General features: G+C 65.2%; 23 protein-coding genes. 8 read left to right on the top strand and 15 right to left on the bottom strand.

Annotation, left to right across the window (positions count from 1 at the left end):
• Positions 1-103: 103 nt before the first annotated feature.
• Together JQ587_RS35150 and JQ587_RS35145 are read right to left on the bottom strand one after the other, a co-directional pair.
• The gene (locus tag JQ587_RS35150; protein WP_212428411.1) at positions 104-1,132 is read right to left on the bottom strand and encodes a YcjF family protein; all 1,029 of its coding nucleotides are present in this window, start codon (positions 1,130-1,132) and stop codon (positions 104-106) included.
• Positions 1,129-2,598, bottom strand: a complete 1,470-nt coding sequence (locus tag JQ587_RS35145; protein ID WP_212428410.1) for a YcjX family GTP-binding protein — start codon at positions 2,596-2,598, stop codon at positions 1,129-1,131. Before JQ587_RS35145 ends, JQ587_RS35150 begins: the two co-directional genes overlap by 4 nt.
• Before the next feature lie 181 nt (positions 2,599-2,779).
• Between JQ587_RS35145 and trhA the strand changes: the two genes are divergently transcribed.
• Complete coding sequence (gene trhA / locus JQ587_RS35140; protein ID WP_212300064.1) at positions 2,780-3,475, top strand: PAQR family membrane homeostasis protein TrhA; 696 nt, start codon at positions 2,780-2,782, stop codon at positions 3,473-3,475.
• A 57-nt stretch (positions 3,476-3,532) separates the two neighbouring features.
• Positions 3,533-4,327 carry an SDR family oxidoreductase gene (locus tag JQ587_RS35135; protein ID WP_212300063.1) on the top strand — a complete coding sequence of 265 codons (795 nt, stop codon included), beginning with the start codon at positions 3,533-3,535 and terminating at the stop codon, positions 4,325-4,327.
• A gap of 76 nt (positions 4,328-4,403) precedes the next feature.
• Here JQ587_RS35135 and JQ587_RS35130 read toward each other — a convergent pair whose 3' ends face one another.
• Positions 4,404-4,862: a MarR family winged helix-turn-helix transcriptional regulator gene (locus JQ587_RS35130; protein ID WP_212300062.1), complete on the bottom strand. Its 459-nt coding sequence runs from the start codon at positions 4,860-4,862 to the stop codon at positions 4,404-4,406.
• A gap of 77 nt (positions 4,863-4,939) precedes the next feature.
• On the opposite strand from JQ587_RS35130, the gene JQ587_RS35125 reads away from it, so the two are divergent.
• Positions 4,940-5,716 (top strand): SDR family NAD(P)-dependent oxidoreductase, encoded by a 777-nt coding sequence (locus JQ587_RS35125; protein ID WP_212428409.1) that lies wholly within the window; start codon positions 4,940-4,942, stop codon positions 5,714-5,716.
• A 77-nt stretch (positions 5,717-5,793) separates the two neighbouring features.
• Here JQ587_RS35125 and mdlC read toward each other — a convergent pair whose 3' ends face one another.
• The 4 genes from mdlC to JQ587_RS35105 all read right to left on the bottom strand — a co-directional run bounded on the left by mdlC (position 5,794) and on the right by JQ587_RS35105 (position 10,700).
• The gene (gene mdlC, locus JQ587_RS35120) at positions 5,794-7,416 is read right to left on the bottom strand and encodes a benzoylformate decarboxylase (protein ID WP_212428408.1); all 1,623 of its coding nucleotides are present in this window, start codon (positions 7,414-7,416) and stop codon (positions 5,794-5,796) included.
• Positions 7,417-7,555: 139 nt separating this feature from the next.
• On the bottom strand, positions 7,556-8,407 hold the full coding sequence (locus tag JQ587_RS35115) for an HTD2 family dehydratase (protein WP_212428407.1): 852 nt from the start codon (positions 8,405-8,407) through the stop codon (positions 7,556-7,558).
• A gap of 15 nt (positions 8,408-8,422) precedes the next feature.
• Entirely contained in the window at positions 8,423-9,520 is a 1,098-nt protein-coding gene (locus tag JQ587_RS35110) for a CaiB/BaiF CoA transferase family protein (protein WP_212428406.1), read from the bottom strand.
• Between the two features lie 10 nt (positions 9,521-9,530).
• Complete coding sequence (locus tag JQ587_RS35105) at positions 9,531-10,700, bottom strand: acyl-CoA dehydrogenase family protein (protein ID WP_212428405.1); 1,170 nt, start codon at positions 10,698-10,700, stop codon at positions 9,531-9,533.
• Positions 10,701-10,825: 125 nt separating this feature from the next.
• Here JQ587_RS35105 and JQ587_RS35100 point away from each other — a divergent pair, with 125 nt between their 5' ends.
• Positions 10,826-11,746 (top strand): LysR family transcriptional regulator, encoded by a 921-nt coding sequence (locus JQ587_RS35100; RefSeq protein WP_212300056.1) that lies wholly within the window; start codon positions 10,826-10,828, stop codon positions 11,744-11,746.
• A gap of 297 nt (positions 11,747-12,043) precedes the next feature.
• Here the strand turns inward: JQ587_RS35100 and JQ587_RS35095 are convergent, their stop codons facing one another.
• Positions 12,044-13,318: a cytochrome P450 gene (locus JQ587_RS35095; protein ID WP_212300055.1), complete on the bottom strand. Its 1,275-nt coding sequence runs from the start codon at positions 13,316-13,318 to the stop codon at positions 12,044-12,046.
• A 26-nt stretch (positions 13,319-13,344) separates the two neighbouring features.
• A complete protein-coding gene (locus JQ587_RS35090; RefSeq protein ID WP_212428404.1) occupies positions 13,345-14,610 on the bottom strand; it encodes a cytochrome P450 in 1,266 nt (421 codons plus the stop codon).
• Between the two features lie 322 nt (positions 14,611-14,932).
• On the opposite strand from JQ587_RS35090, the gene JQ587_RS35085 reads away from it, so the two are divergent.
• Both JQ587_RS35085 and JQ587_RS35080 read left to right on the top strand, forming a co-directional pair.
• Complete coding sequence (locus tag JQ587_RS35085; RefSeq protein WP_212428413.1) at positions 14,933-16,078, top strand: YjgN family protein; 1,146 nt, start codon at positions 14,933-14,935, stop codon at positions 16,076-16,078.
• Between the two features lie 2 nt (positions 16,079-16,080).
• Entirely contained in the window at positions 16,081-17,214 is a 1,134-nt protein-coding gene (locus JQ587_RS35080; protein WP_212428403.1) for a M48 family metallopeptidase, read from the top strand.
• Positions 17,215-17,424: 210 nt separating this feature from the next.
• Here the strand turns inward: JQ587_RS35080 and upp are convergent, their stop codons facing one another.
• From upp to JQ587_RS35060, 4 genes are all read right to left on the bottom strand, one after another.
• Entirely contained in the window at positions 17,425-18,054 is a 630-nt protein-coding gene (gene upp, locus JQ587_RS35075; RefSeq protein ID WP_212300052.1) for a uracil phosphoribosyltransferase, read from the bottom strand.
• A 190-nt stretch (positions 18,055-18,244) separates the two neighbouring features.
• On the bottom strand, positions 18,245-19,483 hold the full coding sequence (locus JQ587_RS35070; RefSeq protein WP_212428402.1) for a URC4/urg3 family protein: 1,239 nt from the start codon (positions 19,481-19,483) through the stop codon (positions 18,245-18,247).
• 7 nt (positions 19,484-19,490) lie between these two features.
• The gene (locus JQ587_RS35065) at positions 19,491-20,747 is read right to left on the bottom strand and encodes a GTP cyclohydrolase II (RefSeq protein WP_212300050.1); all 1,257 of its coding nucleotides are present in this window, start codon (positions 20,745-20,747) and stop codon (positions 19,491-19,493) included.
• A gap of 261 nt (positions 20,748-21,008) precedes the next feature.
• Positions 21,009-21,524, bottom strand: coding sequence for a sigma-70 family RNA polymerase sigma factor (locus tag JQ587_RS35060; RefSeq protein WP_212300049.1), 516 nt, complete (start codon positions 21,522-21,524; stop codon positions 21,009-21,011).
• A gap of 168 nt (positions 21,525-21,692) precedes the next feature.
• Between JQ587_RS35060 and JQ587_RS35055 the strand changes: the two genes are divergently transcribed.
• Together JQ587_RS35055 and JQ587_RS35050 are read left to right on the top strand one after the other, a co-directional pair.
• Positions 21,693-23,621, top strand: coding sequence for a winged helix-turn-helix domain-containing tetratricopeptide repeat protein (locus JQ587_RS35055; protein WP_212428401.1), 1,929 nt, complete (start codon positions 21,693-21,695; stop codon positions 23,619-23,621).
• 48 nt (positions 23,622-23,669) lie between these two features.
• On the top strand, positions 23,670-24,797 hold the full coding sequence (locus tag JQ587_RS35050) for a threonine synthase (RefSeq protein WP_212428400.1): 1,128 nt from the start codon (positions 23,670-23,672) through the stop codon (positions 24,795-24,797).
• Between the two features lie 22 nt (positions 24,798-24,819).
• On the opposite strand, the gene JQ587_RS35045 is transcribed toward JQ587_RS35050, so the two are convergent.
• Together JQ587_RS35045 and JQ587_RS35040 are read right to left on the bottom strand one after the other, a co-directional pair.
• Positions 24,820-25,638, bottom strand: coding sequence for a DUF2927 domain-containing protein (locus JQ587_RS35045; protein ID WP_212428399.1), 819 nt, complete (start codon positions 25,636-25,638; stop codon positions 24,820-24,822).
• A gap of 84 nt (positions 25,639-25,722) precedes the next feature.
• Complete coding sequence (locus tag JQ587_RS35040) at positions 25,723-26,220, bottom strand: L,D-transpeptidase (RefSeq protein WP_433995255.1); 498 nt, start codon at positions 26,218-26,220, stop codon at positions 25,723-25,725.
• Positions 26,221-26,511: the final 291 nt, after the last annotated feature.

Genomic DNA, 26,511 nt, shown 5'->3' with positions numbered 1-26,511 from the left:
TTGTGGGAGTCGTTCTCAGAATCCATCTTACAAAACAACGCAATAGGGGCCGCAAATCCATATGCGATTCCCCTGCCGCAAGCGGGGAGAGGCGAAGGGAACCCTACTCCTCGTCCTCTTTCCTCCGCAGCAGATCAGTCGCGAGATCCGACAGCTTCGGCGGCGGCAGGGCGGCGAACGGCAGTGGCCGCGTGACGTCGATCGCCGCTAAGCCAAGCCGCGCCGTCAACAGCCCGTTGAGCATGCCTTCGCCCAACCGCTGCGACAGCTTTGCCGCAATCCCGTGCCCGAGCATCTGTTGCACCAGACTGTCGCTCGCGGCGAGGCCGCCGGTGATGGCAAGATGGGCGATGACGTGGCGGAGCAGGCGGATCATGCCGAGGGCGCCGGGCCGGCCACCATAGAGCCGGGCAAGCTGGCGGATCAGGCGCAGCGAGGCCACGAACACGAACAGCACGTCGAACAGCGCGCGGGGCGACACCGCCGTGACGATCGAGACCCGCTGCGCGGCCGACGACACCAGCCGCCGCGCTTCCGCATCCAGCGGTGACATCAATTCGCGCTCGGCAAGGCGGATCATGTCGGCGCCGTCGATGATCTCGCCGGCGTGGCTTTCCAGCGCGGCGCGGGCGCGCGCGAGCTGCGGGTTCTGGTGCGCGATGGCGACCAGATCCTGCACGATGGCGCGGCTCTCCTTGCGATCGTCGCTGGCCAGCACCTCGGCGGCACGCCGATGCAGCTTCTCGATCGTGGCAAGGCGTGCGAGGCCGAACGCCTCGCGTCCGATCACCACCGCGAGCGCAAGCGTGGTGACGAGGGCAAGCGCAAGCCCGACGAAGCCGAGGCTCTCGCTGCGCGCGAACAGGTCTTCGATCAGGCGGACCACGCCGAGCCCGGTGCCGAGCAGCGTCAGGCCGGCGACGCCGGACCAGAACAGTGCGCCCCACGGAAACCCTCGCCGTGCCGGAAGCGCGGCTTCAATCGGTACCGGCAACGTCGCCGGATCTGGCTCCGGCGTGATCTGAATGGTGGTGCGGCCGAGCCGGCTGGTCTCGTCGGCGTCGCTGACGACGACACCGGGATCGTCGAGCCGGAATGTCGCCGGCCGCCGTGGCTTCGATCGGTCGTTCATGCGAGCTTGTCTCCGATCAGGAACTGCAAGGCTCGGTCGAGGCGGATGTGAGGCAGCGCCGGCTCGTTCGTCCCTTCGCGTTCGAGCTTGGGCGGACGGAAACGCAGGAAGCGGAAGTCGCTCTTCTCTGCGGCTTGTGTCGACAATCCGCGGAACGCATCCTTGCCGTTGAACAGCGGTTCGGGATCGAGCGGCAGGTCGCCGGGAAACGTCGCGACCTCCGTGTTGCCGTCAAAGAACTCGCCGTTGGCGCTTTCGCCCGCGGCCGGCGTGCCTAGGATCGATGGTAATTTGTCGCGGCCATGCGCGACCTGTGCCTCGCGCGTGGCGCGGACGGCGGCGAGCGCGACGACGTCGATCTCCGCACCGGTATCTTCCGCGCGCCTCATGGCACGGGTGACCGCGCGGCGCAGCACGGCCTCGAGCCGGTCGTGGTTGGAATGATGCAGATGGTCGGCTTTCGTCGCCGCGAACAGAATGCGATCGATGCGCGGCCTGAACAGGCTGGAAAGGAGTGTGCTGCGGCCGATGCGGAAGCAATCGAGAATGCCGGCGAGCGCGGCTTCGAGATCGTGCAGTGCTTCGGGGCCCGAATTGAATGCGGAGAGCGCATCGGCCAGCACGATCTGGCGATCGAGCCGGGCAAAATGATCCCGGAAGAACGGCCTTACCACGACGTCCTTGTAGGCCTCAAAGCGGCGCAGCATCATCGCCCACAGCGATCCCTCGGGCGCTTGTGCGCCTATAGGCACGTCGAGCGGGGCGAAGGTCAGTGCCGGCGTGTCGGCGAGACTGCCGGGCATCAGGAAGCGGCCGGGCGGCAGGAGGCTCATGGCAAACCGTTCGTCACGGCAGGCGCGCAAATAGCTGGTGAACAGCCTTGCGGCTGTCAGCGTTGCCTGCTCGTCCTCGCGTGCCTCGGGCTTGAGCGTGGCGAGATGCGCGTGCCAGTCCGCGGCCAGATGCGCGCGCGGCGTTTCGCGCGATAGCGCCAGGCTCTCGGCCGACCATTGCTCAAAACTCTTCTGGAGCAGCGGCAGGTCGAGCAGCCATTCACCGGGATAGTCGACGATGTCGAGCGTGAGGGTGCGGTCGGCACCGTTCGGGCGCTGATAGTCGATGACGAGGCGCAGCTCGCTGATATCGACCGTCGAGCTCGGCCAGCGCCGCTCCTCGATCAGCGCGCGCAGATGGCTTTCATAGGAGAAGCGCGGCACGGCATCGTCCGGCTGCGGCGCCAGATGCGCTCGCGCGATCCGGCCGGAGGCATAGGCCTCGAACACCGGAAACCGGCCGCCGCGTGTCAGACCGTGGATCAGCGCGGTGATGAATACGGTCTTACCGGCCCGCGACAGGCCGGTGACGCCAAGCCGCACGGTCGGATTGAAGAAGTGCTCGCCATAGTCGATCAGCGCCCGTGCCGAAAGCCGCGCCTCCTCGACGATATCCTGAAAGCTGAATGCCATATGAACGTGATTGATCTCGGGGCGGGCGGAACGGTGAAGCCGTTCACAAAAGTGGCAATTGCGTGAGGAAAATCAAGCTTCATACTTCCACCGCCTTTTCCGGCAAATCAGCCGATTGAACGACGCGCCGGTCCCGAAAGACCCATACAAGAGGGCATTGCCTCAGCCTTTGCGGATTGCCATGACCGTCTTCCAACTGAAACAGCTCGCCTCCAATTCCGTTCATGCCGCGGCCGATGTGGTCGGCTGGCACTATGATCGCGCCGAGCTGATCGCCGATGGGATCATCCATGCGGTCGGCGTGCTCGCCGGCATCGTCGCCGCGACCGTGCTGGTGGTGCTGACGGCGATCTATGCTGATACGACCAATGTCGTCGGCGTCTCGATCTACGTCGCCGGGCTGCTGTCGATGCTGGTGCTGTCGGCGACCTACAATCTCTGGCCGGTCTCGCCGGCCAAATGGCTGTTGCGCCGCTTCGACCATTCCGCGATCTACCTGCTGATCGCCGCGACCTACACGCCGTTCATCCTGGAGGTGAGGGACAGCGTGTTCGCGATGGTGCTCCTCGCCGGCGTCTGGTGCGTGGCGATCCTCGGCATCGTGTTGAAACTTTGCTGCCCCGGCCGGTTTGATCGCGTCTCGGTCGGCATCTACCTCGCGATGGGCTGGAGCGGCGTGATGCTCTACGATGCCGTGGTCAGGGCGCTGCCGGCGCTGGTGCTGGGCTTCATCCTTGCGGGCGGCTTGCTCTACAGCTTTGGCGTGATCTTTCACGCCTGGCGGCGGCTGCGCTTCCAGAATGCGATCTGGCACGGCTTTGTCTTGGCCGGCGCGGCATGCCATTATACAGCGGTGCTCGACCTCGTGTTGAGCTGAGCGGGTTCCGCGCAGCGGTATAAGCTGCGCGCGGCATAAGACAAGAGGAGACGTCGCATGCAGGTGACCGGCAAGGTCGTGGTCGTCACGGGCGGCGCAAACGGCATCGGCAAGGCGCTGTGCGAGGCCTTTCACAAGGCGGGAGCCGCCAAGGTCGTGGTCGCGGACATGGACGCCGCCAACGCAAGGGCGGTCGCGGCGACGGTGGACGGCGCGGCCTTCAAATGCGACGTCGCGCAGGAAAAGGAAATTTCGCACGTTGTCGAGGAGACCGAGCGGCAGTTTGGGCCGATCGGTCTGTTCTGCTCCAATGCCGGCATCGGTGGCGGCTTCGACCCGATGTCGGTGAATGCCGGCGGCGCCTCCGACGAGCCCTGGCAGCGCAGCTGGGCGATCCACGTCATGGCGCATGTCTACGCGGCGCGGCATCTCGTTCCCCGCATGAAGGCGCGCGGCGGCGGCTATTTCCTCAACACCATCTCGGCCGCAGGCCTGCTGTCGCAGGTCGGCAGCCCCGCTTATTCCACCACCAAGCATGCGGCGGTGGGCTTTGCCGAAAATCTCGCGATCTCGCACAAGGTTGACAACATCAAGGTCTCGATCCTCTGCCCGCAGGGCGTCGACACCAATATGCTGCGCTCGATCCCCAAGGGTCCGCAATCGGGCGATGGTGATCTCACGCCCGAGCAGGTCGCGAAGGACGTGCTCGCCGGCCTCGAGCAGGAGAGCTTCCTGATCCTGCCGCACCCCCAGGTGCTCGGCTATATGCGCAAGAAGACCGAGAATTACGACCGCTGGATTGGCGGCATGGCCAAGATCCAGGCCAAGATGCGGGAGGAGTTCGGGAAGTAGGGGAGGGTGTCTTTGACGCACCGCTTGCGCCAAACGCTTGCCGTCGCCTCGGCCTTCGCCGGGACGACGCTGGTGGCTACGCGGTCTCCGCCCCATCCTCCACCCGGCTCTGCGTGAGCGCCCGCGCATAAAGCATCATCCCCTCGCGCACCGTCTGCTGCTCTGCCTCGGTCAGCGTCGCAAGCGCGCCGCGCACCTGCTGCCGGCCGTATGCGTGCAACGCTTCCAGCGTGCGCCGGCCCTTCGCCGTCAGCGACAGCAGCTTGCTGCGGGCATCAAGCTCATCCGGCGTTTCCCTGAGCTCGCCGCAATCGATCAGCTTGCGCACCAGGCGGCTGACGCTGGATTTCTCCAGCCGCAAGAAATTGCCGAGCTCGCCTGACGTCAGCGGGCCGCGGATGCCGATCTCCAGAATCGTATGCACCGCCGACGGCGGATAGTCCGATGCAGCCACCGTCGAATCCATGAAGCCAAGCTCGCGAACCATCAGCCGCGAGGCGGCGCGGATGTCGTCGATCAGCGCGCGTTCGGTCACATCTTGACTCCCGGCATATAGTTGTACCATACAACTATATGCGTGCAACGGCGCACGCAAGCGTTTTGGAGTCGGCCATGAGCGGAGCCTTGCCAACCGGGATGCGGATGAGAGGCAAGGTCTGCCTCGTCACGGGCGGCGGCAGCGGTATCGGCCGCGCGACCGCGCTGCGGATGGCGGCCGAGGGCGCCGAGGCGGTGATTGTTGCCGGCCGCCGCGAGGCCGAGATCGAAACCGCCGCGGCTGCCTGCCGCGAGATCGGTGCGACCGCGATCGCGGTCAAGACCGACATTACGCACGAGGACGACGTCGAACGTCTGGTGCGCGCCGCCGTCGAGCGTTGCGGCCGGCTCGACGTCGCCTTCAACAACGCCGGCTTCCAGGAGCGCCGCGCACCGCTGGAACAGCAGGGCACCGACATCTACGACAGCGTGTTCGACACCAATGTCCGTGCGCTGTTTTTGTGCCTCCGCCATCAATTGCCGGCAATGCTGGCGCAGGGACGCGGCAGCATCGTGGTCAACGCCTCCGTCAGCGGCGTGCGCAATCCCAATCCCGGTTTCTCGCTGTATTCGGCTTCGAAGGCCGCCGCGATCTCGCTGACGCGCTCGGCGGCGATGGAGAATGCTCCGCGCGGTATCCGCATCAACGCCATCGCGCCGGGCCGCGTCGTCACCGATATGATGCTGAGCGCCGGCGTCGGCGATGTCGCAACCGTGGGCGCCGGCCTGCCGCTGCGGCGCATGGGCACGCCGGAAGAGGTGGCGGAAGCCGTCGTTTGGCTATCGTCGGACGCATCGTCGTATGTGGTAGGCCACGTGCTGGCGGCGGACGGGGGATTTCTGGCGGCGTGATTTGGCGCCGCTCATGTCAAGCACTCGCTGTCGTCCCGGCCTTCGCCAGGACGACGATGTGGATTGGCGTAGCGTCCCTAATGCTTCTGCCCGTACAGCACCGGCACCGCCGAATCCACGACGACCTCCACCAGGCTTGTCCCCTCGAACGTCATCCCGCGCTTCAGCGCCTCGCCCAGGTCCGCCGCCTTGCTCACCCGCACGGCATGACATCCCATGCCTTCGGCCAGCCGCACGAAATCGATCCCCGGAAGCTCCAGCCCCGGCACGTTGCGCACCTGCATCACCTGGCTGAACGAGCGCATCGCGCCGTAGCCGGAATTGTTGATGACGACGATGGTCAGCGGCAGCTTGCGCTGTGCGGCGGTCCATAGTGCCTGGATCGAATACATCGCCGAGCCGTCGCCGATCAGGCACACGGTGCGGCTGTTCGGCTTGCCGAGCGCCATGCCGACGGCAGCCGGTAGCGAGTAGCCGAGGCCGCCGCTCGCCATGGTGTAGAAACTGTCTTGGCCGCGCATCGGCAGGAATTCTTGCATCGCCGGCCGGTGCGAGGGCACTTCCTCGACCAGCGAGGAGCCATCCGGCATCGCCTGCGACAGCGAATGCAGCAGGAATTCGACCGGCAGTGGATCGGCCGTTTGCGGTGCGGGGGGCAGCGTGCGGCCCTTTGGCGCGGCGCGCCTGCTCTCCGGGAGCATGTCGAGCAGCAGGCTCAAGGCGGGCTTCATGGTCGCGATGATGCTGGTGCCGACCGGCGTCACCGCGGCGGCATCCGCATCGTCGGTGATCTGGAAGATCGTCGCGCCGCCGTCGAAGATGGCGGCATGGCCTTCGACGTGGAAGGTGAACACGGGCGCGCCGATGACGACGATGAGGTCGTGCTCACGCAGCGCGTCGGAGAGCTGTGCCGGCGAGGCATGCAGGAACCCTGCGAATTGCGGATGCCGCTCGGGGAACGAGCAGCGCGCCGAGAACGGGCTGACCCAGACACTCGCCTTGGCCTTTTCGGCCACGCGCACCATCAGGTCCACAGCGCCGGCGCGATCAATTCCGGGGCCGACGACGAGGGCAGGGTGCTTTGCCGAGCCGAGGGCGGCAACCAGCGCCTTCATCGCGTCAGGCTCGGGGCCGATCTCGCGGCTGACCTTGCGCGCCTCGACCGGCGCGCAGGCATGAGCCCAGTCGTCGATCGGAATCGACACGAAGGTCGGCCCGCACGGCGGCTGCATCGCGGTGTAATAGGCCCGCGCGATTGCCGCCGGCACATCCTCAGGGCGGGCCGGCTCGACGCTGTACTTCACGTAGGGCCGCGGAAACTCCGACGCGCGCTCGGCATAAAGGAATGCCTGCAGCGGCAGGATCGAGCGCGCCTGCTGGCCCGCGGTGATCACCAGCGGGGTCTGGTTGCGATGTGCGGTGTAGATGTTGCCGAGCGCATTGCCGACGCCGGCTGCCGAATGCAGATTGACGAAGCCGGCATTGCGCGTCGCCTGCGCATAACCGTCGGCCATGCCGACGGCGGAGGCTTCCTGCAGCGCCAGCACGTAGTCGATGTCGCCGGGCCAGTCGCTCAGGAACGGAAGCTCGGTCGAGCCGGGATTGCCGAATACCCTGTCGATGCCGAAGGCGCGCAGAAGGTCGAGCGTCGCCTGCTTGACGGTGACGGACTTGCTGCCGGTCTTGCCGTTCTTGGCCATTGGTTTCCGTCCCCTGGGTGCTCATTACTATGGCGTCATTCCGGGGCGATGCGAAGCATCGAGCCCGGAATCTCGAGATTCTCTGGTGCGCAATTGCGCACCAGAGTTCGGTCCTGCGGACCGCCCCGGAATGACGAGATTACCACACCGCCGTCCCCTTCATCGTCGGCTGTCCTTCCGCATTCGCGGTCCACAGCTCTATGCCATCAGCGGTCTCATTGGCGTTGATGGAAAACTCGCTGCCCTCGAACAGCGGCTGCACGCCGCGATAGATGAACTTCTTCGGCGCCTTGCCGTCGCGCAGTTTGGCCGCCATCTCGATGATGAGCGCCGCCTGCAGCGGGCCGTGGAAGATCAGGCCCGGATAACCCTCGACCTTGGTGACGTAATCGCGGTCGTAATGGATGCGGTGGCCGTTGAAGGTCAGCGCGGAGTAGCGAAACAGCAGCACGGAATCTGAGACATGGGTTTCGCGGTGCTGTGCCTTCGGCGGCGGAGGCGGGGCCTTGCCGCCAGCCGGCGCGCTGCTCGTCATCTCGCGGTAGACGATGTCCTGCCGCTCGCGGACGGCAACACCGCGCGGCGAGGAGATGCTGTGCTCGACCGAGACGAAGCACAGCGTGCCGGTCGAGCCCGTCTTTACCTGCACATCGGCAATGCGCGACGTCCGCGTCGATTCGTCACCGACGCGCAAAGGCTGCAAGAACTCGATCTCGCCGCCGGCCCACATCCGGCGCGGCAGCGGCACCGGCGGCAGAAAGCCGCCGCGGGTGGGGTGGCCGTCGGGCCCAAGCATCGACATCGAAAACACCGGCTGCGCCAGGCACCAATGCACCGTGAACGGCGCAGCGTCCCCCGCCCGGGGCGTGCCGACCTCCTGGAACAGCGTCGCGCGCAGGCCCTTGACGAGCTGTGCGGTGACGATGTCGGTCGCCTCTTCGCTGCGGCCGATCCATTGCCGCAGATGATCGATGTCGAGCTTTCCGGTCATGGCGCCTCGCTCTTCTTACTTCTTCGGATTTTGGCCGATGGCCGGGACGGCCCCATAGCTGCGGGTCTCGCCGACGATGATCGGCGCCGGCGCCGGATAGCTGACGCGGCCGTTCGGCGTATCCACCTCGATGCGGCGCAGGTGCGGATGGTTGGTGAGGTCGCTCATGGTGTTGACCTCGGCGAAGGCGATATCGGCATCCGACAGCCGCTTCAGCAGCTCGTCGCGCGTCATCCTGCCGAAAATATCCGCCACCGTCTTGTCGGTGAAATCGCGATTGCGCACGCGCTCCACCATGTTGGCAACGCGGGGATCGGCCGGTAGATCGGGCCGGTCCAGCACCTCGGCGCAGAGCGTCTTCCACTCGCGCTCGCTTTGGATCGAGATCAGGATATCCTTGCCGTCCTTCGAGGTGAATACGCCATAGGGCGCGATCGAGGGATGACGCAGCCCCATCCGTTTCGGCGGATTGCCGGCCTCGGCGTTGAGCAGCGGCACGGTGCACCAGTCCGCCATCACGTCGAACATGGAGATGCGGATGTCGGCACCCTTGCCGGTGCGCCCGCGCGCGATCAGCGCCTCCAGGATCGCCGCATGCGCGGTGGCGCCGGTCGCCACATCGACGATCGACATGCCGACGCGCGAGGCGCCGTCGGGATTGCCGGTAATCGAGGCGAGGCCGCTCTCGGCCTGGATCAGCAGATCATAGGCCTTGCGATGCGCGTAGGGGCCTTCGTCGCCATAGCCGGTGATCGTGCACGAGATCAGCTTTGGGTAATCCTTCAGCAGCCGCTCGCGCGAAAAACCGAGCTTGTCCATCGAGCCCGGCTTGAGGTTCTGCACCAGCACGTCGGCGCTCGCGATCAGTCTTTCCAGCTCCGCGCGCCCCTCCTTGGTGGCGAGGTCGACGACGGCGGATTGCTTGCCGCGGTTGAGCCAGACAAAGTAGCTGCTCTGACCCTTGGCCGCCGCGTCATAGCCACGCGCGAAATCGCCCTCGGGCCGCTCGATCTTGATGACTTCCGCGCCGGCGTCCGCCAGCCGCGACGAGCAGAACGGCGCCGCCACCGCCTGCTCGACCGCAATCACCCTGATCCCGTCAAGTGCTCCCATGATATCTGCCTCAGTATGAGCGGGGCATGCCGAGCACATGCTCGGCGACGAAGGAGAGCACGAGGTTGGTCGAGATCGGCGCGACTTGATACAGCCGCGTCTCGCGGAACTTGCGCTCGACGTCGTACTCCTCGGCGAAGCCGAAGCCGCCATGGGTCTGGATGCAGGCGTTCGCCGCTTCCCAGGACGCATCGGCCGCCAGCATCTTGGCCATGTTGGCCTCCGCGCCGCAGTCGAGGCCGGCCTCGTACTTGCGCGTCGCTTCCTTCACCATCAGCTCGGCGGCGCGCATCGAGGCGTAGGCCTTGGCGATCGGGAACTGAATGCCCTGATTTTGGCCGATCGGCCGGCCGAAAACGCTGCGCTCCTTGGCGTAGTTGGTCGCCTTGGCGATGAACCATTTGGCGTCGCCGATGCATTCGGCGGCGATCAGGATGCGCTCGGCGTTCATGCCGGAGAGGATGTAGCGAAAACCCTTGCCTTCCTCGCCGATCAGATTCTCCGCCGGCACCTTCATGTCGGTAAAGAACACTTCGGTGGTGGCATGGTTCATCATGGTGCGGATCGGGCGGATCTCGAGGCCGTTGTTCTTGGCCTCGCGCATGTCGACGATGAACACGGAGAGACCATCGGTGCGCTTCTTGGCCTGCTCCTTCGGCGTGGTGCGCGCCAGAAGCACCATCAAATCGGAATGTTCGGCGCGGCTGGTCCAGATCTTCTGGCCGTTGACGATGTAGCCGTCGTTGCCTTCCTTGCGCGCAAAGGTCTTCAGCGAGGAGGTGTCTGTGCCGCTGGTCGGCTCGGTGACGCCGAACGCCTGCAGCCGCAATTCGCCGCTCGCGATCTTCGGCAGGTATTTTGCCTTCTGCTCAGCACTGCCGTGTCGCAGCACGGTGCCCATCGTGTACATCTGGGCATGGCAGCCGCCGCCGTTGCAGCCCGCGCGCTGGATCTCCTCCAAGATCGCGGCTGCGGCCGAGAGCTTCAGGCCCGCTCCGCCATATTCCTCGGGGATCAGCACCGAGAGATAGCCCGCCTGCGTCAGCGCGTCGACGAAGGCCTTCGGGTAGGCCATCTCGCGATCGAGCTTGCGCCAATATTCGCCGGGAAACTGCGCGCAGAGTTTTGCGACGGCTTCGCGGATGTCGGCGTGATCTTCACTGTGGTGGTCTTCACTCATGGCGTTTCTCGTATCTGGCTGCAGTTAGGATAACGCCGGCCAATCCTCTGGCGTTGTGAAAACATCGCCAGCCCCCTATGCTCATTTGCTATAGCGTATGGAGTAGCCTTCCAGGATTGGCAAGCATGGATTTCCGGCAGCTCAGGACCTTCAGTTGCGTGGCGGAGCTCGGCAGCCTGAGCAAGGCGTCCGACACCTTGCGCGTAGCGCAGCCGGCACTGTCCCGGCAGATCAAGCTGCTGGAGCACGAGCTGCGCACGGAACTGTTCACGCGCAACGGCCGCGGCATGGTGCTGACCGAAGCGGGCCGGCTTCTGCTGGCGCGCACCTCCGGCATCGTGCGGCAGATCGACCAGATCCGCGACGACATCCAGTCGGCCAAGGGACCGCCGTCCGGCCAGGTCGTGCTCGGCCTGGTTCCGACCGTGAGCTGCGTGTTGTCGGCGCGCTTTGCGCGGCGCTGCGTCGAAAAGTTTCCCGGCATCTCGCTGCGCATTGTCGAAAGCTACAGCGGCCATCTCGTCGAATGGCTGCATCGCGGCGAGATGGACCTTGCTATCCTCTACGGCCGCTCGGCCGATCTGCATCTCAACGTCGAGAGCCTCGGTCGCGACAACATCGTCGCGGTCGGCCCGCGCGGCTGCGGGCTCGCGCGCAAGAGGAGCATCGATGTCGGCTGGCTGCTGCGGCAGCGGCTGGTGCTGCCCAGTCATTCGCACGGTCTCCGTGCGCTGATCGAGCACGCCGCCGCCCAGCGCAAGATCAAGCTCAACGTCCAGCTGGAGGCGGATTCGTTTCGCGTGTTGACGAGCCTGGTCGAGGAAGGGCTCGGCTTCGCGTTGTTGCCGCCGTCATCGGTGCACGGCGAGGTCGCGGACGGGCGGCTGGAAACCGCTGCCGTCTCCAAGCCTATGACGCGCGAGCTCATTTTCGCCTCTCCGATCGACCGCCCGGCCTCGACGGCCTCGCTGGCCGTCACCGCGCTGTTGCGCGAGGAGGTCGCCGCCTGCCGCAAGGAAGGCGTGTGGGACATCAAATTGAGTTAGATGCGCTGCTGTCGTAGAACAGTCAGGCGCCGCGTTGTCTTCGCATCTGGCGCGAGCTGTCATGCCGAAATTCTATAGCTGGCTGCCCCATACGCCGCTGTCATCGCCCGCCTTATGCGGGCGATCCAGTATTCCAGAGGCGGCGCGGCTGGAACCGAGAGACTGCGGCGTACTGGATGCCCGCCCCAGTGCGCAATTGCGCACAAGGCGGGGCATGACAGCGGAGATTGACGAGGCGGCTTGCCACGAGGCAGTTGCCTAGGAGCTATCCCAGAAGTGGACCTCGCCTGAAATGGGCTACCCCGGTATCCGCACCGGCAGCGACTCATATCCCTTGATGAAGCTCGAATAGATCCGCTTCGGTTCGCCGACGACCTCGATCCGGTCGAAGCGCTTCAGCATCTCCTCCCAGACGATCCGGAGCTGCAATTCGGCAAGCCGCATGCCGACGCAGCGGTGGATGCCGAAGCCGAACGAAAGATGGGTGCGGGGCCGGGCGCGGTCGATGATGAACTCGTTCGGCTTCTCGATCATCTCCTCGTCGCGGTTGCCGGAGACGTACCACATCACGACGCGGTCGCCCTTCCTGATGTGCTTGCCGCCGATCTCGGTATCCTGGAGCGCCGTGCGCCGCATATGCGCGAGCGGCGTCTGCCAGCGGATCACCTCCGGCACCATGGTGTCGATCAGTCCTGGGTTGGCGCGGAGCTTGTCGTACTGCTCGGGGTTCTCGTTCAGCGCCAGCACCGAGCCGGTCATGGTGTTGCGCGTGGTGTCGTTGCCGCCGACGATGAGCAGGATGATGTTGCCCATCAGGTTGTCGGGATCCATGAAGCGCGTCGCGTCGTTGTGGGCCATCAGCGACAGCAAATCGTTGCGCGGCGCCGAGTTGACGCGCTCGTTCCACAGCTTCGACATGTAGGCGTAGCACTCGTCCATCTCGCGGCGGCGCTGCTCGGCGGATTCGACGATGCCGCTCTTCGGCAGCGCGGTGGAGACGTCGGACCAGCGCGTCAGCTTGCGCCGCTCTTCCCAGGGGAAGTCGAACAGGGTCGCCAGCATCTGCGTCGTCAACTCGATCGAGACGCGTTCGACGAAGTTGAAGGTCTCGTTGCGCGGCAGATTGTCGAGCACGGTCTGCGAGCGCTGGCGGATCAGCTTTGCGAGCTCGTCCAGATGTGTCGGCGTGAACATCGGCGACACGGTCTTACGCTGCGACGAATGCTTGGGCTGGTCCATCGCGATGAAGCTTGGCCAGTCGTAGCCCTCCGGCACGTCGCGGATCGAGATGCCGCCGAGCGTCGAGTCCGAGGAGAACAGGCCGTGATTGGTGTCGACATGCATGATGTCGTTGTATTTCACCACCGACCAGTACGGCTCGATCGGCGCATTGGTGCAGTAATGCACCGGCTCTTCCTTGCGCAGCCGCTCGAACCACGGCCACAAGGTGTCGTCCTGGAACAGCCTCGGAGCGCCCGGGTGGAATTGCGCCAGCGGCGTCGCATAAGCCTCCTCGCGGGCGCGGCGCATGCGTTCGGCCTTGTCCACTCTGACCGGCGTTTGAATGTTCATGGTGGTGGCTCCCGTGGGGCGTTGCTTTACGCCGCAATCTTGACCGGTAAGGTTTCAAGACCCTTTACGAAACTCGAATACACCCGCTTCGGCTCGCCGACCACGTCGATATGGTCGAACCGCTTCAGGATCTCCTCCCAGATAATCTTGAGCTGGAGTTCGGCAAGCCGCAATCCGACGCAGCGGTGAATGCCGAAGCCGAACGACAGATGCGTGCGTGGGCGGGCGCGGTCGATAACGAAATCGTAGGGCTTCTCGATCGCCTCCTCGTCGCGGTTGCCCGAGACGTACCACATCACGACCTTGTCACCTTTCTTGATGTGCTTGCCGCGGAACTCGAAATCGGCAAGCGCGGTGCGGCGCATATGCGCCAGCGGCGTCTGCCAGCGAATCACCTCCGGCACGAAGCTGTCGAGCAGCGCGGGGTTTTCGCGCAGCTTGCGGTACTGATCCGGATACTGGCTCAGCGCGAGAAGCGAGCCCGACATGGTGTTGCGGGTGGTGTCGTTGCCGCCGACGATCAAAAGGACGAGATTGCCGAGGAAGTTCTTGGCATCCATGTCGCGGGTTGCGGCCCCATGGGCCATCATCGAAAGCAGGTCGCTCTTCGGCGGCTGCGCGATGCGCTCCTTCCACAGCCGCGCGAAATAGCCTGCGCATTCCGCAAGCTCGGCCTGACGCTCGTCTTCGGTCGCGACGAGGCCGTCGGGACCCGGGATGGTGGTCGCGATGTCCGACCAGCGCGTCAGCTTGCGGCGGTCCTCCCAGGGGAAGTCGAACAGCACCGCGAGCATCTGTGTGGTTAGCTCGATCGAAACCTGGTCGACCCAGTCGAACACTTCGCCGCGCGGCAGATTGTCCAGGCACTCGGCCGAGCGCTTGCGGATGTTGAGCGCGAGATTGTCCAGATGCGTCGGCGTGAACATCGGGGCCACGGTCTTGCGCTGCGCGGCATGCCGCGGCGGGTCCATCGCGATGAAGCTCTCGCGGCGCAAATCGGGATCGATGTCGCGGATGGTGATGCCGCCGAGCGAGGAGGCCGAGGAGAACACCGAATGATTGGTCTCGATCTCCATGATGTCGTTGTAGCGTGTCACCGACCAGTACGGCCCGAACATCGAATCCTTGCAATAGTGCACGGGATCTTCGCGACGCAGGCGATCGAAATAGGGCCAGAACGTATCGGTCCTGAACAATTCGGGATCGCCGGGATCATATTGTGCCAGCGGCAGTGACGCAGCGCGCTCGCGCAGTGCGTCGATGTTTGCGGCGCTCTCGATGGTCCCGTGCATGACCGCTCTCCCTGGCATGAACCGCGCGTTCTCATTGAATTCTGCGCTGCGGTATTTGAAGCGCAATTACAACGCGTTACGCGCTTCGGAGCAAGCGGCAGTTTTGCCGCAAGCGAGGTGCGCAGCCCGGATGGAGCAAAGCGAAATCCGGGCTGCGGGACTTCACCAACGTGATCTCAAGCACGCCTCAGCCGATGAAATCACGCGATAATTCGCTCGAAACCGAGGTAAATCGAACCCGCCCATCTTGGGGATCGACTAATCTCTGATCTATAGTTTGAGCGGATCTTATCCGCATCCCGAGGTTGCCGCCGTGAACGACATGCAATGGGCCCCCGCGGGCTCCGAACCGGTCCCGCCGCCGCTGCCGCCGATGCGGGTCGACTTCACCGGCAACCGCACCGAGTTCCGCAAAATGGTCACCAAGGGGGCCATGCTGGAGCTTATCACTTTCGGCTTCTACCGCTTCTGGCTCGTTACCGACATTCGTCGCCATTTGTGGTCGAACACCGCGGTCGACGGCGATGCCGCTGAATATACCGGCCGGGCCAAGGAGCTGTTGGTCGGCTTCCTGTTCGCGCTCGCGATCCTGGTGCCGATCTATCTCGCCTATTTCCTCGTCGGCATCGAGTTCGAGCGCTGGCAAGGCTTTGCCTCGATGCCGCTGTTCATCTCCTTCTATGCCTTCGGCCAGTTCGCGATCTTTCGCGCACGGCGTTACCGGCTGACGCGCACGGTCTGGCGCGGCGTCAGGTTCTGGATGGACGGCTCGGGCTGGGCCTATTCGTTCCGCGCGATGCTGTGGGGCCTCCTGGTGTTCCTGACGCTCGGCCTGGCGCTGCCATGGCGCGAGGCGTCGCTGGAGCGCTACAAGATGCAGCATACGCATTTCGGCGATCTGCAAGGCGACTTCGAAGGCAACGGCTGGGAGTTCTTCAAGCGTGGCTGGTGGCTGTGGCTGCTGAGCCCGATCGCGATGATCATCATCCCGCTTGCGCCGTTCTTCTATGCCGAGTTCAAGGCGCGCGAATGGCGCTGGTGGTTGAACGGCATCCGCATCGGCGACGTCAGCCTGTCCTCGGACCTGCCGCACAATGCCTTCTACGGCCTTTACTGGAAGATGGTCGGCTGGTGGGTGCTGCTCACGACCCTGTTCGGCCTCTATATCGGCGGCGCCACCTTGCTCGTCGTCAAGGTGAGTGGCGTGCCGGCCGAGCAAGTATTCGGGCCAGGCCACGCAGCCAAGAGCATCCCGATGCTGGTGATGATGGTGATCGGTTATTTCGCGCTGGCGCTCGCCATGAACATCATCATGCGGGTCTATCTCCAGCGCGATCTCTGGGCCAAGGTGCTGGAAACCGTCGAAGTGCATAATATTGGCGCAGCGTCCGACGTCCGCGCCAGTGGCGAGCTTGCCAGCGCGCTCGGCGAAGGCTTTGCCGATGGACTCGATGTCGCGGGATTCTAGATGTGAGTGATGTGACGGCCGAGCCCGACCTCGGGACGAAACCCGGACAGCCGGCGATCTTCTTCGATGGCCTGTCGAGCCGCCGGCGGCAGGTCGTGCTGACGCTCGGCGACGCACTCGAGATCGCCGAGCTGAGCGATGGGCAGGCTGGCCCCACCGTCACGCGCTGGGCCTATGATGAAATTCGGCGGGCCGACAGTCCTGCCGGCATTCTGCGCCTCACCGCGAGGTCCGCGCCGCCACTGGCGCGGCTCGAGATCCGCGATGCGGCTTTCTCGGTCGATCTCGTCGCAAGATGTCTTCGTCTCGACGAGCATCAGACCACCCGCCGCGGCATTGCGAAGATTGTCGGCTGGTCGGTTGCGGCGGCCGTCTCCATCGTCTGCGTCGTGCTGTTCGGCGTGCCGTTGGCCGCCGATCGCCTCGCGCCGCTGGTGCCGAAGCCGATCGAGCGGCGCATTGGCGATGCGTCCGAGGTGCAGGTGAAAACGATCTTCCGCGGTGGCTCCTGCAACGACCCGGCCGGTCAGGCGGCGTTCGGCAAGCTCGTCAACCGCCTGCGCGACGCCGCCGGCCTCGATGACGATGCCATGACCGCCGGCGTGCTCCGAACCTCGGTGCCGAATGCGTTCGCGCTGCCGGGCGGCAAGGTCTTCGTGCTGAGTGGCCTGCTCGACAAGGCAGAAAGTCCGGACGAACTCGCCGGCATTCTCGCTCACGAGCTCGGCCACCTCAGGCATCACGACAACATGCGCGGCCTGATCTACAACGGCGGCACCTCGTTCCTGATCGGCCTGTTGTTCGGCGACGTCACCGGCTCGTCCGCGGTGATCTTCGCTTCGCGCAGCGTGGTCGAAGCCTCCTATTCGCGCGAGGCTGAAACCGCCGCCGATACCTTTGCGATCGAGACCATGCATGCGCTCGGCCGCTCGCCGAAGCCTGCGGCTGAGTTGATGTTCCGCATCACCGGCAAGGAGGGTGGCTCGAGCTTCGCGACGATCCTGGCAAGCCATCCGCTCACCGAGGACCGGCTCGCCCGTATGACGAAGGAAGACCGTCCCGCCTCCGGCCCGCCGCTGTTGACGTACACCGAATGGCAGGCGCTGAAGGGTGTCTGCGGCAGCGGGAAGATTTGAAGGCTGCAGCTGTAAGTCGAATCTATTGGCCGCGGGTTCGGTTCAGCCTCTCCCGCTTGCGGGAGAGGCCGACACGCCCCGGGCGATGCGAAGCATCGTCCCGCGCGTGGCGGGTGAGGGTTCTTTCCTCTTGGGGTTTGTCCCGTTGCGGAGACACCCTCTCCCCAACCCTCTCCCGCAAGCGGGAGAGGGAGCGCACCTTCTTCGCGGCTATCGCGTTCCGTAGGCGCGGTCGCCGGCATCGCCGAGGCCCGGCAGGATGAAGCCGTTGTCGTCGAGGCCTTCGTCCACCGCCGCGGTCCAGATCGGCACGTCCGGATGCAAGCCGCGCAGGCGCTCGAGCCCTTCCGGCGCGGCGATCAGGCAGGCGAGGCGAATGTCCTTGGCGCCGCGCTCCTTCAGCCGGTCGATTGCAGCCACCGCCGTGTTGGCGGTTGCGACGACGGGCGTCACCACGATCGCGAGGCGCTCGCCGAGATCGGACGGCGACTTGAAGAAGTACTCGACCGCGGCAAAACTTTCGGGCTCGCGATAGAGGCCGATATGGGCGACGCGCGCGGTCGGCACCAGATCCATCATGCCGTCGACGAAGGTAGTGCCCGCGCGCAGCATCGGCACAAACACCAGCTTCTTGCCCGCGATCTTGGCCGAGTGCATCGTCGCCAGCGGTGTTTCGATCACGGTGTCGGTGAGCGGTAGGTCGCGCGTCACCTCGTAGCACAAGAGCATGCCGATCTCCTTGATCAGCTCGCGGAACGACTTTGTCGAGATGGATTTGTCGCGCACCAGTGTCAGCTTGTGCTGCACCAGCGGGTGATCGACGATCGTGACGCCTTCCATGATCGGATGCTCTCGCTTCTTCCCTTCTCCCCTTGTGGGAGAAGGTGGCGCGCTTTGGAGTGCAATTGCACTCCTGAGCGCGCCGGATGAGGGGTTCTCTCCGCGAATTTCACCGAGAGATGGGTCCGCGGAGAGAACCCCTCACCCGCCTCGCTTTCGCGAGGCACCCTCTCCCACAAGGGGAGAGAGTTTAGAAAACAGTGCCGTCGCTGATCACCTTGAGCGGCGGCGAGCCATCGGGACGACGTGAAAACGCGATGGCGCGGCCCGCGGCCCAGGTGCCGCCTTCCAGGATGCTGGCAAGCGGCAGCGACTCTGGCGTGCGGCCGAGCTTGGCGCGAACCAGTTCGGCAACACGATCCAGCAGCGCGACGGTCAGCGCGCGCCATTCGACGACGAGCAGCGAATCCACCGCATGCGCACGCTCGGCGTCCGCGGCGTCGCGCAGGCGCAGCACCTCGTGATCGACGAACAGGCCGCCATTGCGGTATTCGGCAAGCCCGGTGAGGCCGTCGATATCGGTGACGTCGAAGCCTGCGCGCTGGAGCGGCTCGATCAGCGAATAGCTCAGCCATTGTGACAGCTTGTGCAGCGGCACGAGGCCGACGGTCGCATCATCAGCCTTGATCGCTGGATGACGCCAGCAATCGCCGAGCGGGACGCCGGCGAGTTCGAGCCGCGACGGCCAGATCGGGCCGAGCTGGTTCAGCACCGCGGACAGGATCGCGGGGGCCGGGATGGCGCCGCCTACGGCGTGCGCCGCGATGTGATCGAACAGGCCGCCCGGCCGTGGCGTGTCGTGCAGGCCGAAAATGTCGGCGCGCGACGCGACCAGCTTGCCGAGGCGATGAAGCAGATCGGTACGCCCCTTGAGGCCGAGCAACGGATTGGCGTCGCTGGCCTGGAAGGCCGACGTCAGCGCTGAGAGCGGCAGCTTTGCGAGCACGTCCGCGTCGACCCTGTACGGCGCGCGCGCATCAGCGGAGAAGAGCCCGCCGGCAAACATATCGAGGCTTGCGATCGCGAGCCCTTCGGAGCGGACGATCGCTTGTCCCGTCGCGGCGTCGCGATAGCGCCACGTGGCACCTGCGCCGGCATCGAGCAGCACGCTGACGATGGCAAGGTCGAATTCCGCACGCGCCCGTGCCGCACGATCAGGCCATGACGCCGCGTCGGCCAATTGCGCCCAACGGTCGATGCCGCCGAACACAAAGTGCCGCCACCGCGCGTGGAAGGGAATATCGAGCGTCGGATAGGCTTTTCGCGTGACAGCCAGCACGGCCTCCGCGACGCCGTCCATCCGATCGAGATCGATGGTGAAATGCGTGAGCCCGTTGTGCAGGCCGATGTCGAGCATTTGCCCGGCGCGCGCGCGAACCGCCTTTGCGGTGAGCAGCGCGCGTGCCTCGTGTTCCAAAGCGTGCGCCATCAATCGATCAGTATTTTTCCAGCGAACGCCCGACCACGCCGTCGACGTCCTTCTCGGGCGCGATGTCCGTCGAGTAATAGCCGGCCGCCTTCTTCGCGGCGATCTCGACATAGGCGTCGGCCGGGATCAGCTCGGGCGGGATCGGCACGCGTTCGACGATGTCGATGCCCTGTGAGGTCAGCGCGTCGTACTTCATGTCGCTCATCGACAGGAAGCGGTCGATGCGCTTCAGGCCCAGCCAGTGGATGGTGTCGGGCATCAATTGCTGAAAGCGCGCGTCCTGGACACCCGCGACGCATTCGGTACGCTCGAAATAGGCGGCGGCGGCATCGCCGTCCTCCTGGCGCTTGCGCGCATTGTAGACCAGGAATTTGGTGACCTCGCCGAGCGCGCGGCCTTCCTTGCGGTTGTAGACGACGAGCCCGAGCCCGCCTTCCTGCGCGCCGCGCGCGGATTCCTCGATGCCGTGAATGAGATAGGGCCGGCAGGTGCAGATGTCGGAGCCGAACACGTCCGAGCCGTTGCACTCGTCATGCACGCGGCAGGTGATCTTGGTGCGATGGTCCGGCAGCTTTGTCACATCGCCGAACATATAGACGGTGGTGCCGCCGATCGGTGGCAAAAACACTTTCAGGTCCGGCCGGGTCACGAGCTCGGGGAACATGCCGGCGGTCTGCTCGAACAGCGTGCGGCGCAGCTCGGTCTCGTTGGTCTTGAAGCGCTCGGCAAGGCCCGGCAGGTACCAGACCGGATCGATCGCGATCTTCACCACGGAAACACTGCCATTGGCGTGGACGACCTCGCCGTCGGCGCGCAGGCGCTTGGCGGCCAGTGCCTCGCGAATTTCGGGCAGGTCGAGCCGTGCGCGCGTGATCGCGATGCTCGGACGGATATCGACGCCCTCGGCGATGTCCTTGCCGAAATTCTCGGCGACCAGATGGCCCCAGGGATCGAGCGCGACGATCTTTGCGGGATCGCGCCACTGCTCGAACGGTCCGATGGTCGCGGCCGGGAAGGTGTTGGTGAGATCTGGCCTGCGAATCGGATCGAGCGCGCCGGCGGAGACGGCGAGTGCGCGGTACATCGCGTAGGAGCCGCCGTGGCTGCCGATCACGTTGCGATCCCCGGCGCGCGACACCGTGCCGATGATTGGACCGCGGGCGCGCGCGTCAGTGGCGCCCCAGTGAATCGGGTAGGCGGCTTTCTTGCCCGGCTCCGGATGAGAGGTGAGGCGGATATGCTCAGTGCGGTTCGCGCGGCTCATGGCCAAACTCCTAAAAAGCCAACGGCCCGCCGCTCGGACGGGCCTGGCTCAACCGCGTTGCCGGACCAGAGCCCGGCGACGCAATCCACCATATTGTAGCGGCTAGCTGCGACAGACAAGTTAATCGTGCGATGCGGGCAGGGCCGTTTGTCTGCCCCTCATATGGGCATCGGGAGGGCTGGCTGGAATGGCAGGCGCCATACCGGCCGGCCGGTCTGCTTGCGACGAACTTCGTTTAAGATATTGATATAATTGTATTATTTATCGCTGCTTGACCCGGTTGGCAAGCCTGCGTCGCGCGCAGGCGAGGCGCGACATGACCTCGCCCATCGGCAGCGACGTCACCTCTGAGATCTCCCGGTAGGACAGCTTGTCGATCTCGCGCAGCACCAGGATCTCGCGCAGGCGACGCGGCAGGGTCTCGATGGCGCAACGCAGCGCGCTCGCATCGACGTCAGTGCGGGCCGAAATTTTGTCGGCGCGGTCGTCCGTTCGGAGGACGGAAGGGGGACGCGCATCAGGTAACCGCTTGTGTGCGAATACATCACTTTGCCGATCGCGTCGTCGCCGGGTGGTCAGCCATGTCCGATAGCAATTCCGCACGCCCCTCAACATCGACGTCCGGCTTCGTCGCCCCGAGTCGCCATCGCCGCGCAGGAAAGCCGCCTGCACGATGTGCTCGGCGGCATCAGCGTCGCCGCTTAAGAACCGCGCAAAATTATAAGCCGAGTCGAGCGTCAGCATGCCGTCTCGATTTGCAATGACGCCGTCCTGCATCGTCAGCCTCGCGCGATCCCGTGTTGATGTGCGCGTCTCTCTTCGCTCCGACTACGGCCGCTCTCAATGGACCGCAGGTGATCTTTCTCTGGAATCGCAATCCCCCGGGAAGATGAGTGAAATCATCGACTTCCGGCCGCACCTCCCCAACGCTTCGACGAGTCGTCCATGCTGCACGAACCGGAATTGATCGACCGACCCGCCGCGACGCAGCCTGTAAGACGCACCAGGTTCGGTGTGTTCGAGGTCGATCCGCGCAGTGGCGAGCTGGTCAAGAACGGCCGGCGGGTGCGTTTGCAGGAGCAGCCGTTTCAATTGCTCGCGGCGCTCCTGGAGCGGCCGGGCGAGGTGGTGACGCGCGAGGAGCTGCGCACGTTGCTCTGGCCGCAGACAGTGGTCGACTACGATCACGGGCTCAACAAGGCCGTGAGCAAGATCAGGGAGGCGCTCGGCGATTCCGCGGAAAGCCCTCGCTTCGTCGAAACGGTGGCGCGCCGGGGCTATCGCTTTCTCGCCGACGTAACGGTCGCCGTCGATGGAAGCACGCCGCGTGAACCCGATTCGCCGGCTCCGGCTCCGGCGTCAGAGGCCGCGCTGCCGGCACGTCCCGTCGTCGGTCACTGGCAGGGTCTGGCCGCCTCGATCGGTCTGATCCTGCTTCTCGCCGTGGCGCTGTCGGCCTGGCTCTATCCATGGCGTCAGGAGGCGCGAACGATCCATTCGCTCGCGGTGCTGCCGCTCGTCGACACCTCGGAATATCCCTCGCAGGACTTTTTTGCCGACGGCATGACCGGCGAGCTGATCACGGAGCTTGGCAAGGTTGATACGCTCAGGGTGATCTCCCGCACCTCGACGATGACATATAAAGGCGTGCACAAATCGCTCGCGGCCATCGCCCGCGAGCTCAACGTCGACGGTGTGATCGAGGGCAGCGTGATGCGCGCGAACGGACGCGTCCGGATCACGGCGCAGCTGATTCACGTCGTCGATGACAGCCGCGTCTGGGCCGACTCCTACGAAGGCGACGTGCGCGACGCGCTGACGCTCCAGGTCCGCGTCGCCCGCGCCGTGGCCGGGCAAGTACGCGCCACGCTGAACCATGGCGAGCGCGCCGCCTTCGACAAGCCGCGCAGCATCGATCCTCTGGCTTACGAAGATTATTTGAAGGGGCGTTACTTCCTGAACAAGCGCACCGGCGACGGACTCAGGGCGGCAATCAAATATTTCCGCCAGGCCATCGAGATCGACCGCAACTCCGCCGAGGCCCATTCCGGCCTTGCAGATGCCTATGCGCTGGCCGGTGATTGGGAATACGGCGTGCTCTCGACCACGGAGGCGTTCTCCAAGGCGACGGCGGCGGCGAGCAGGGCGCTCGAGCTCGACGGTACGCTCGGCGAAGCCCACACCTCGCTCGCCTTCGCGCTCGATCTCTACGGCTGGGACTGGGACGTCGCTGCCTCCGAATACGAGGCCGCGATCCGCCTCAACCCCAGCTACGCCACCGCGCATCATTGGTACGCCTGGCATCTGATGCTGGCGGGTAAGACGACCGAGGCGCTGCAGCAGTTCAGCCAGGCGCAAAGCCTCGATCCGCTCTCCCTCATCATCGGCGCCGACATCGCCGATGCGCTCTGCATCGTCCACGATTTCGGCGCGGCGGTTGCGCAGAGCCGCAAGACGCTCGAGCTCGATCCCCGATTCGCCGTGGGCCATTACGAGCTCGGTCAGGCCCTGGTGCAGCTCGGCCGCTTCGATGACGCCATCGCCGAATTCCGCGACGCGATCGAGATCTCCGGCCACAGCAGTGTATTCGATTCCAACCTCGCTTATGCCTATGCCCTCTCAGGACGCAAGGACGACGCCACGAGGATCGCCGCCGACATGGCCGCACACGGCGACCTCTATCCGTCGGCGCAGGCCAATATCGCCCTGATCTATGTCGGTCTCGGCGATCGCGACGCCGCGCTCGACTGGCTCGACAAGGCCTACGACGCCCGCTTCAATCCCTCGATCCTGCTCCGCCCCGCCTTCGATCCCCTTCGCGGCGATGCGCGGTTCAAGGGTCTCATGCAGCGCATCGGACTAGGCAAGGCCTAGACAATCAGACATACCCTGCAGCCTCCGGCCTCGTTTTCGGAGTGCGCCATGCCTGCCGCCAGCTACATCGATCCCCGCAATGGAAAGCTCTATCCGCTTCACGAGCCGCGCTGGTGCTCGGACGAGCGCACGCCGCTGCTGGTGACGCCAGGCGCGGGGATCTCGCGCGCGGATATCGACAGCGGCACGCGGTCGCTGTGGCGCTACCGCGCGTCGCTGCCGGTGGAGATCAAGGACCCGATTTCGCTCGGCGTTGGCTGCACGCCGCTGGTGCAGCAGTCTTGGGGCGATCTGCGTCCGTTCTTCAAGCTCGAATGGTTCAATCCGACCGGCAGCTTCAAGGACCGCGGCTCCGCGGTCATGCTGTCCTTCCTCCGCCAGATCGGCGTCGACGCCATTCTCGAGGACTCCTCCGGCAATGGCGGCTCGTCCATGGCCGGGCTTGGCGCTGCCGGAGGCATGCGCGTGAAGATCTTGGCGCCGGCCTCGACGTCGCCAGCCAAGATTGCACAAGTGCGTGCTTATGGCGCCGAGGTGCAGCTCGTCGAGGGCCCGCGCGAGGAGTCGGAGGCCGAGGCCATCAGGCAGTCGAGCCAGACTTTCTATGCCAGCCACAACTGGCAGCCGTTCTTCCTCGAGGGCACCAAATCGTTCGCCTATGAAATCTGGGAAGACCTCGGTTTTCGCGCGCCGGACAACGTCATCGTTCCCGTCGGCGCCGGCAGCAGCCTGCTCGGCTGCGCCTTCGGCTTCCGCGAGCTGTTGAAAGCGGGGCAGATCGCAAAGCTGCCGCGGCTGTTTGCGGCGCAGCCGCTCAACTGCTCGCCGATCGACGCCAGCTTCAAGGCCGGCGCCGACACGCCCGTCGCGCGCGAGGTCAACAAGACCATCGCCGAGGGCACTGCGATCAAGCACCCGCTGCGGCTGCGCGAGATCATCGCTGCGCTGCGTGAAAGCGGCGGCGGCACCGTTGCGCTTACCGAGGTCGAGATCGTGGCCGCCCTGCGGCGTCTGGCGCGGCAGGGCCTGTTCACCGAGCCCACCAGCGCCAGCGCAGCTGCGGCGCTCGACAAACTCTCCGCCAGCGGCGCCATCAAGGCGAACGAGACCACGGTTGCGGTCCTCACCGGCACCGGCCTGAAGGCCGCGACCACCGTCGCCGATCTGGTGCAATAGGACGTCGCCACGGCGACCGGGATTACTGCTCTTTCAGATCGTTCACCCGCTTCACCCAGGCGCGCACGTCGGTGAGCACTTCGGGCAGCACCGATCGCACCTCCAGCACGGTCATGCCGGCCTTGATGCGGGGATCGTAGAGCAGGTTGAGGATGTACTGGTCGTAGACGTCGAAATAGCCCATCGACACATTGTCGTTGAACATCGTCCACGGCACGCTCGCGGTGTCGTTGATCGGCCCGAGCGATTGCAGCACCTCCTCATAGGCGCAGTCGAGGAAAGTGAAATCGCTGATGTCGACGGTGAGGATGACGTCGGAATGCTCGATCTCGAATTGATCGTTCTTGCGGAAGCCGGACAGGCATTGCGGATCGAGCGAGGTGCGGATATCGCGCGCCTTCTCCGCGCCGTAGAAGCTCGCAATGGTGCGGTAGAGGTCGCGGTCGCGCACGAGCTTCACCCGCAGATTCGCCGCCTCGCTGGTGTCGGTCATGGCGATGTCGAGGTGCTGCACGCGCGCGGCGATGTCGGCCACGACCTTCGCGAGCTGCGCCTTGCGGTCGGCCCGGTCGGTCTCGGCGAACACGCGCACCGGCCCGTCGAACTTGCGGATGCGATCGACGCGGCCGGCGAGGTGGTATTCGGCGCCGAACGCGGTCTTGAAGAAACCGTCGACGATCTCGGCGTCGGTAAAGCTCTTCTTCTCGGTGCGCTGGCGTGAGGCGATCGCGGGCAGCTCGCCGGCGATCGCTTTGGTAGCGGTGTCAGGCACGCAGATGAGCGTTGCGAGCGCCACCAGGGCGATGCGGAGGGGAACCGAGAGCGGGTTGAAGGCGCGCATCGTTGCGCAACGCTGCCGTATTCGGTGCCTCCGCACAAGTCCGCAAATTCCCGCGCCGAGCAGGTTCCGCTCGCGGCCGGCCGGTCAGTTGTTCAGCACGACCACGGTGGTGCCGACCCCGACGCGGCCGTAGAGGTCGGTGACGTCGTCATTGGTCATGCGGAAGCAGCCCGAGGACACCGCCTGGCCGATCGTCTCCGGCTCGTTGGAGCCGTGGATGCGGTAGAGCGTCGAGCCCAGGTACATTGCGCGCGCGCCGAGCGGATTCTCGATGCCGCCCTTCATGTGGCGCGGCAGGTCCGGCCGGCGGGCGATCATCTGCGACGGCGGCGTCCACTCCGGCCATTCTTTCTTGGCGGTGATCTTGTGCACCCCGCCCCAGCGGAAGCCGTCACGGCCGACGCCGATGCCGTAGCGCAGCGCCTGGCCGTCCTGGAGCACCAGGTAGAGCCGGCGCTCGGCCGTGTTCACCACGATCGTGCCGGGGGCATAGTTGCCGTTGTACATGACGGTGGTGCGGGGGATCGGGCTCGCGCCGCCGCCGAGAAAGCCGGTGGAGCTGGTGCCCGTGAAGTCCACCATCCCCGCTGCGGATGCGTCGGCCACGCCAGTGAGCAAGAGTGCCATTGCGGCAAGCGGCGCGGCAAAAAACCGGATCATTGTTTCCCCCAGAAAAAAATCGATTCAACGACAGCCAGAGGCCATATTTGCCGGCATTTCGCAAGCCACGGCCCCGTGAGGCAGGGCATCGTTAACGGATGGCGTTACCAAATCGGCAACGGCGTCCATTTGGCGGAAAAAATCATCCAAGCCGGCGCATCGTCATGCGGGGCAGGGCCGCGATGCCGGCTATTGCTTTGACCGGGCCTGCGA

This window comes from Bradyrhizobium manausense, from assembly GCF_018130615.1.
Taxonomy (GTDB): Bacteria; Pseudomonadota; Alphaproteobacteria; order Rhizobiales; family Xanthobacteraceae; genus Bradyrhizobium; species Bradyrhizobium manausense_A.
This window is presented reverse-complemented; position numbering and strand designations above follow the sequence as displayed.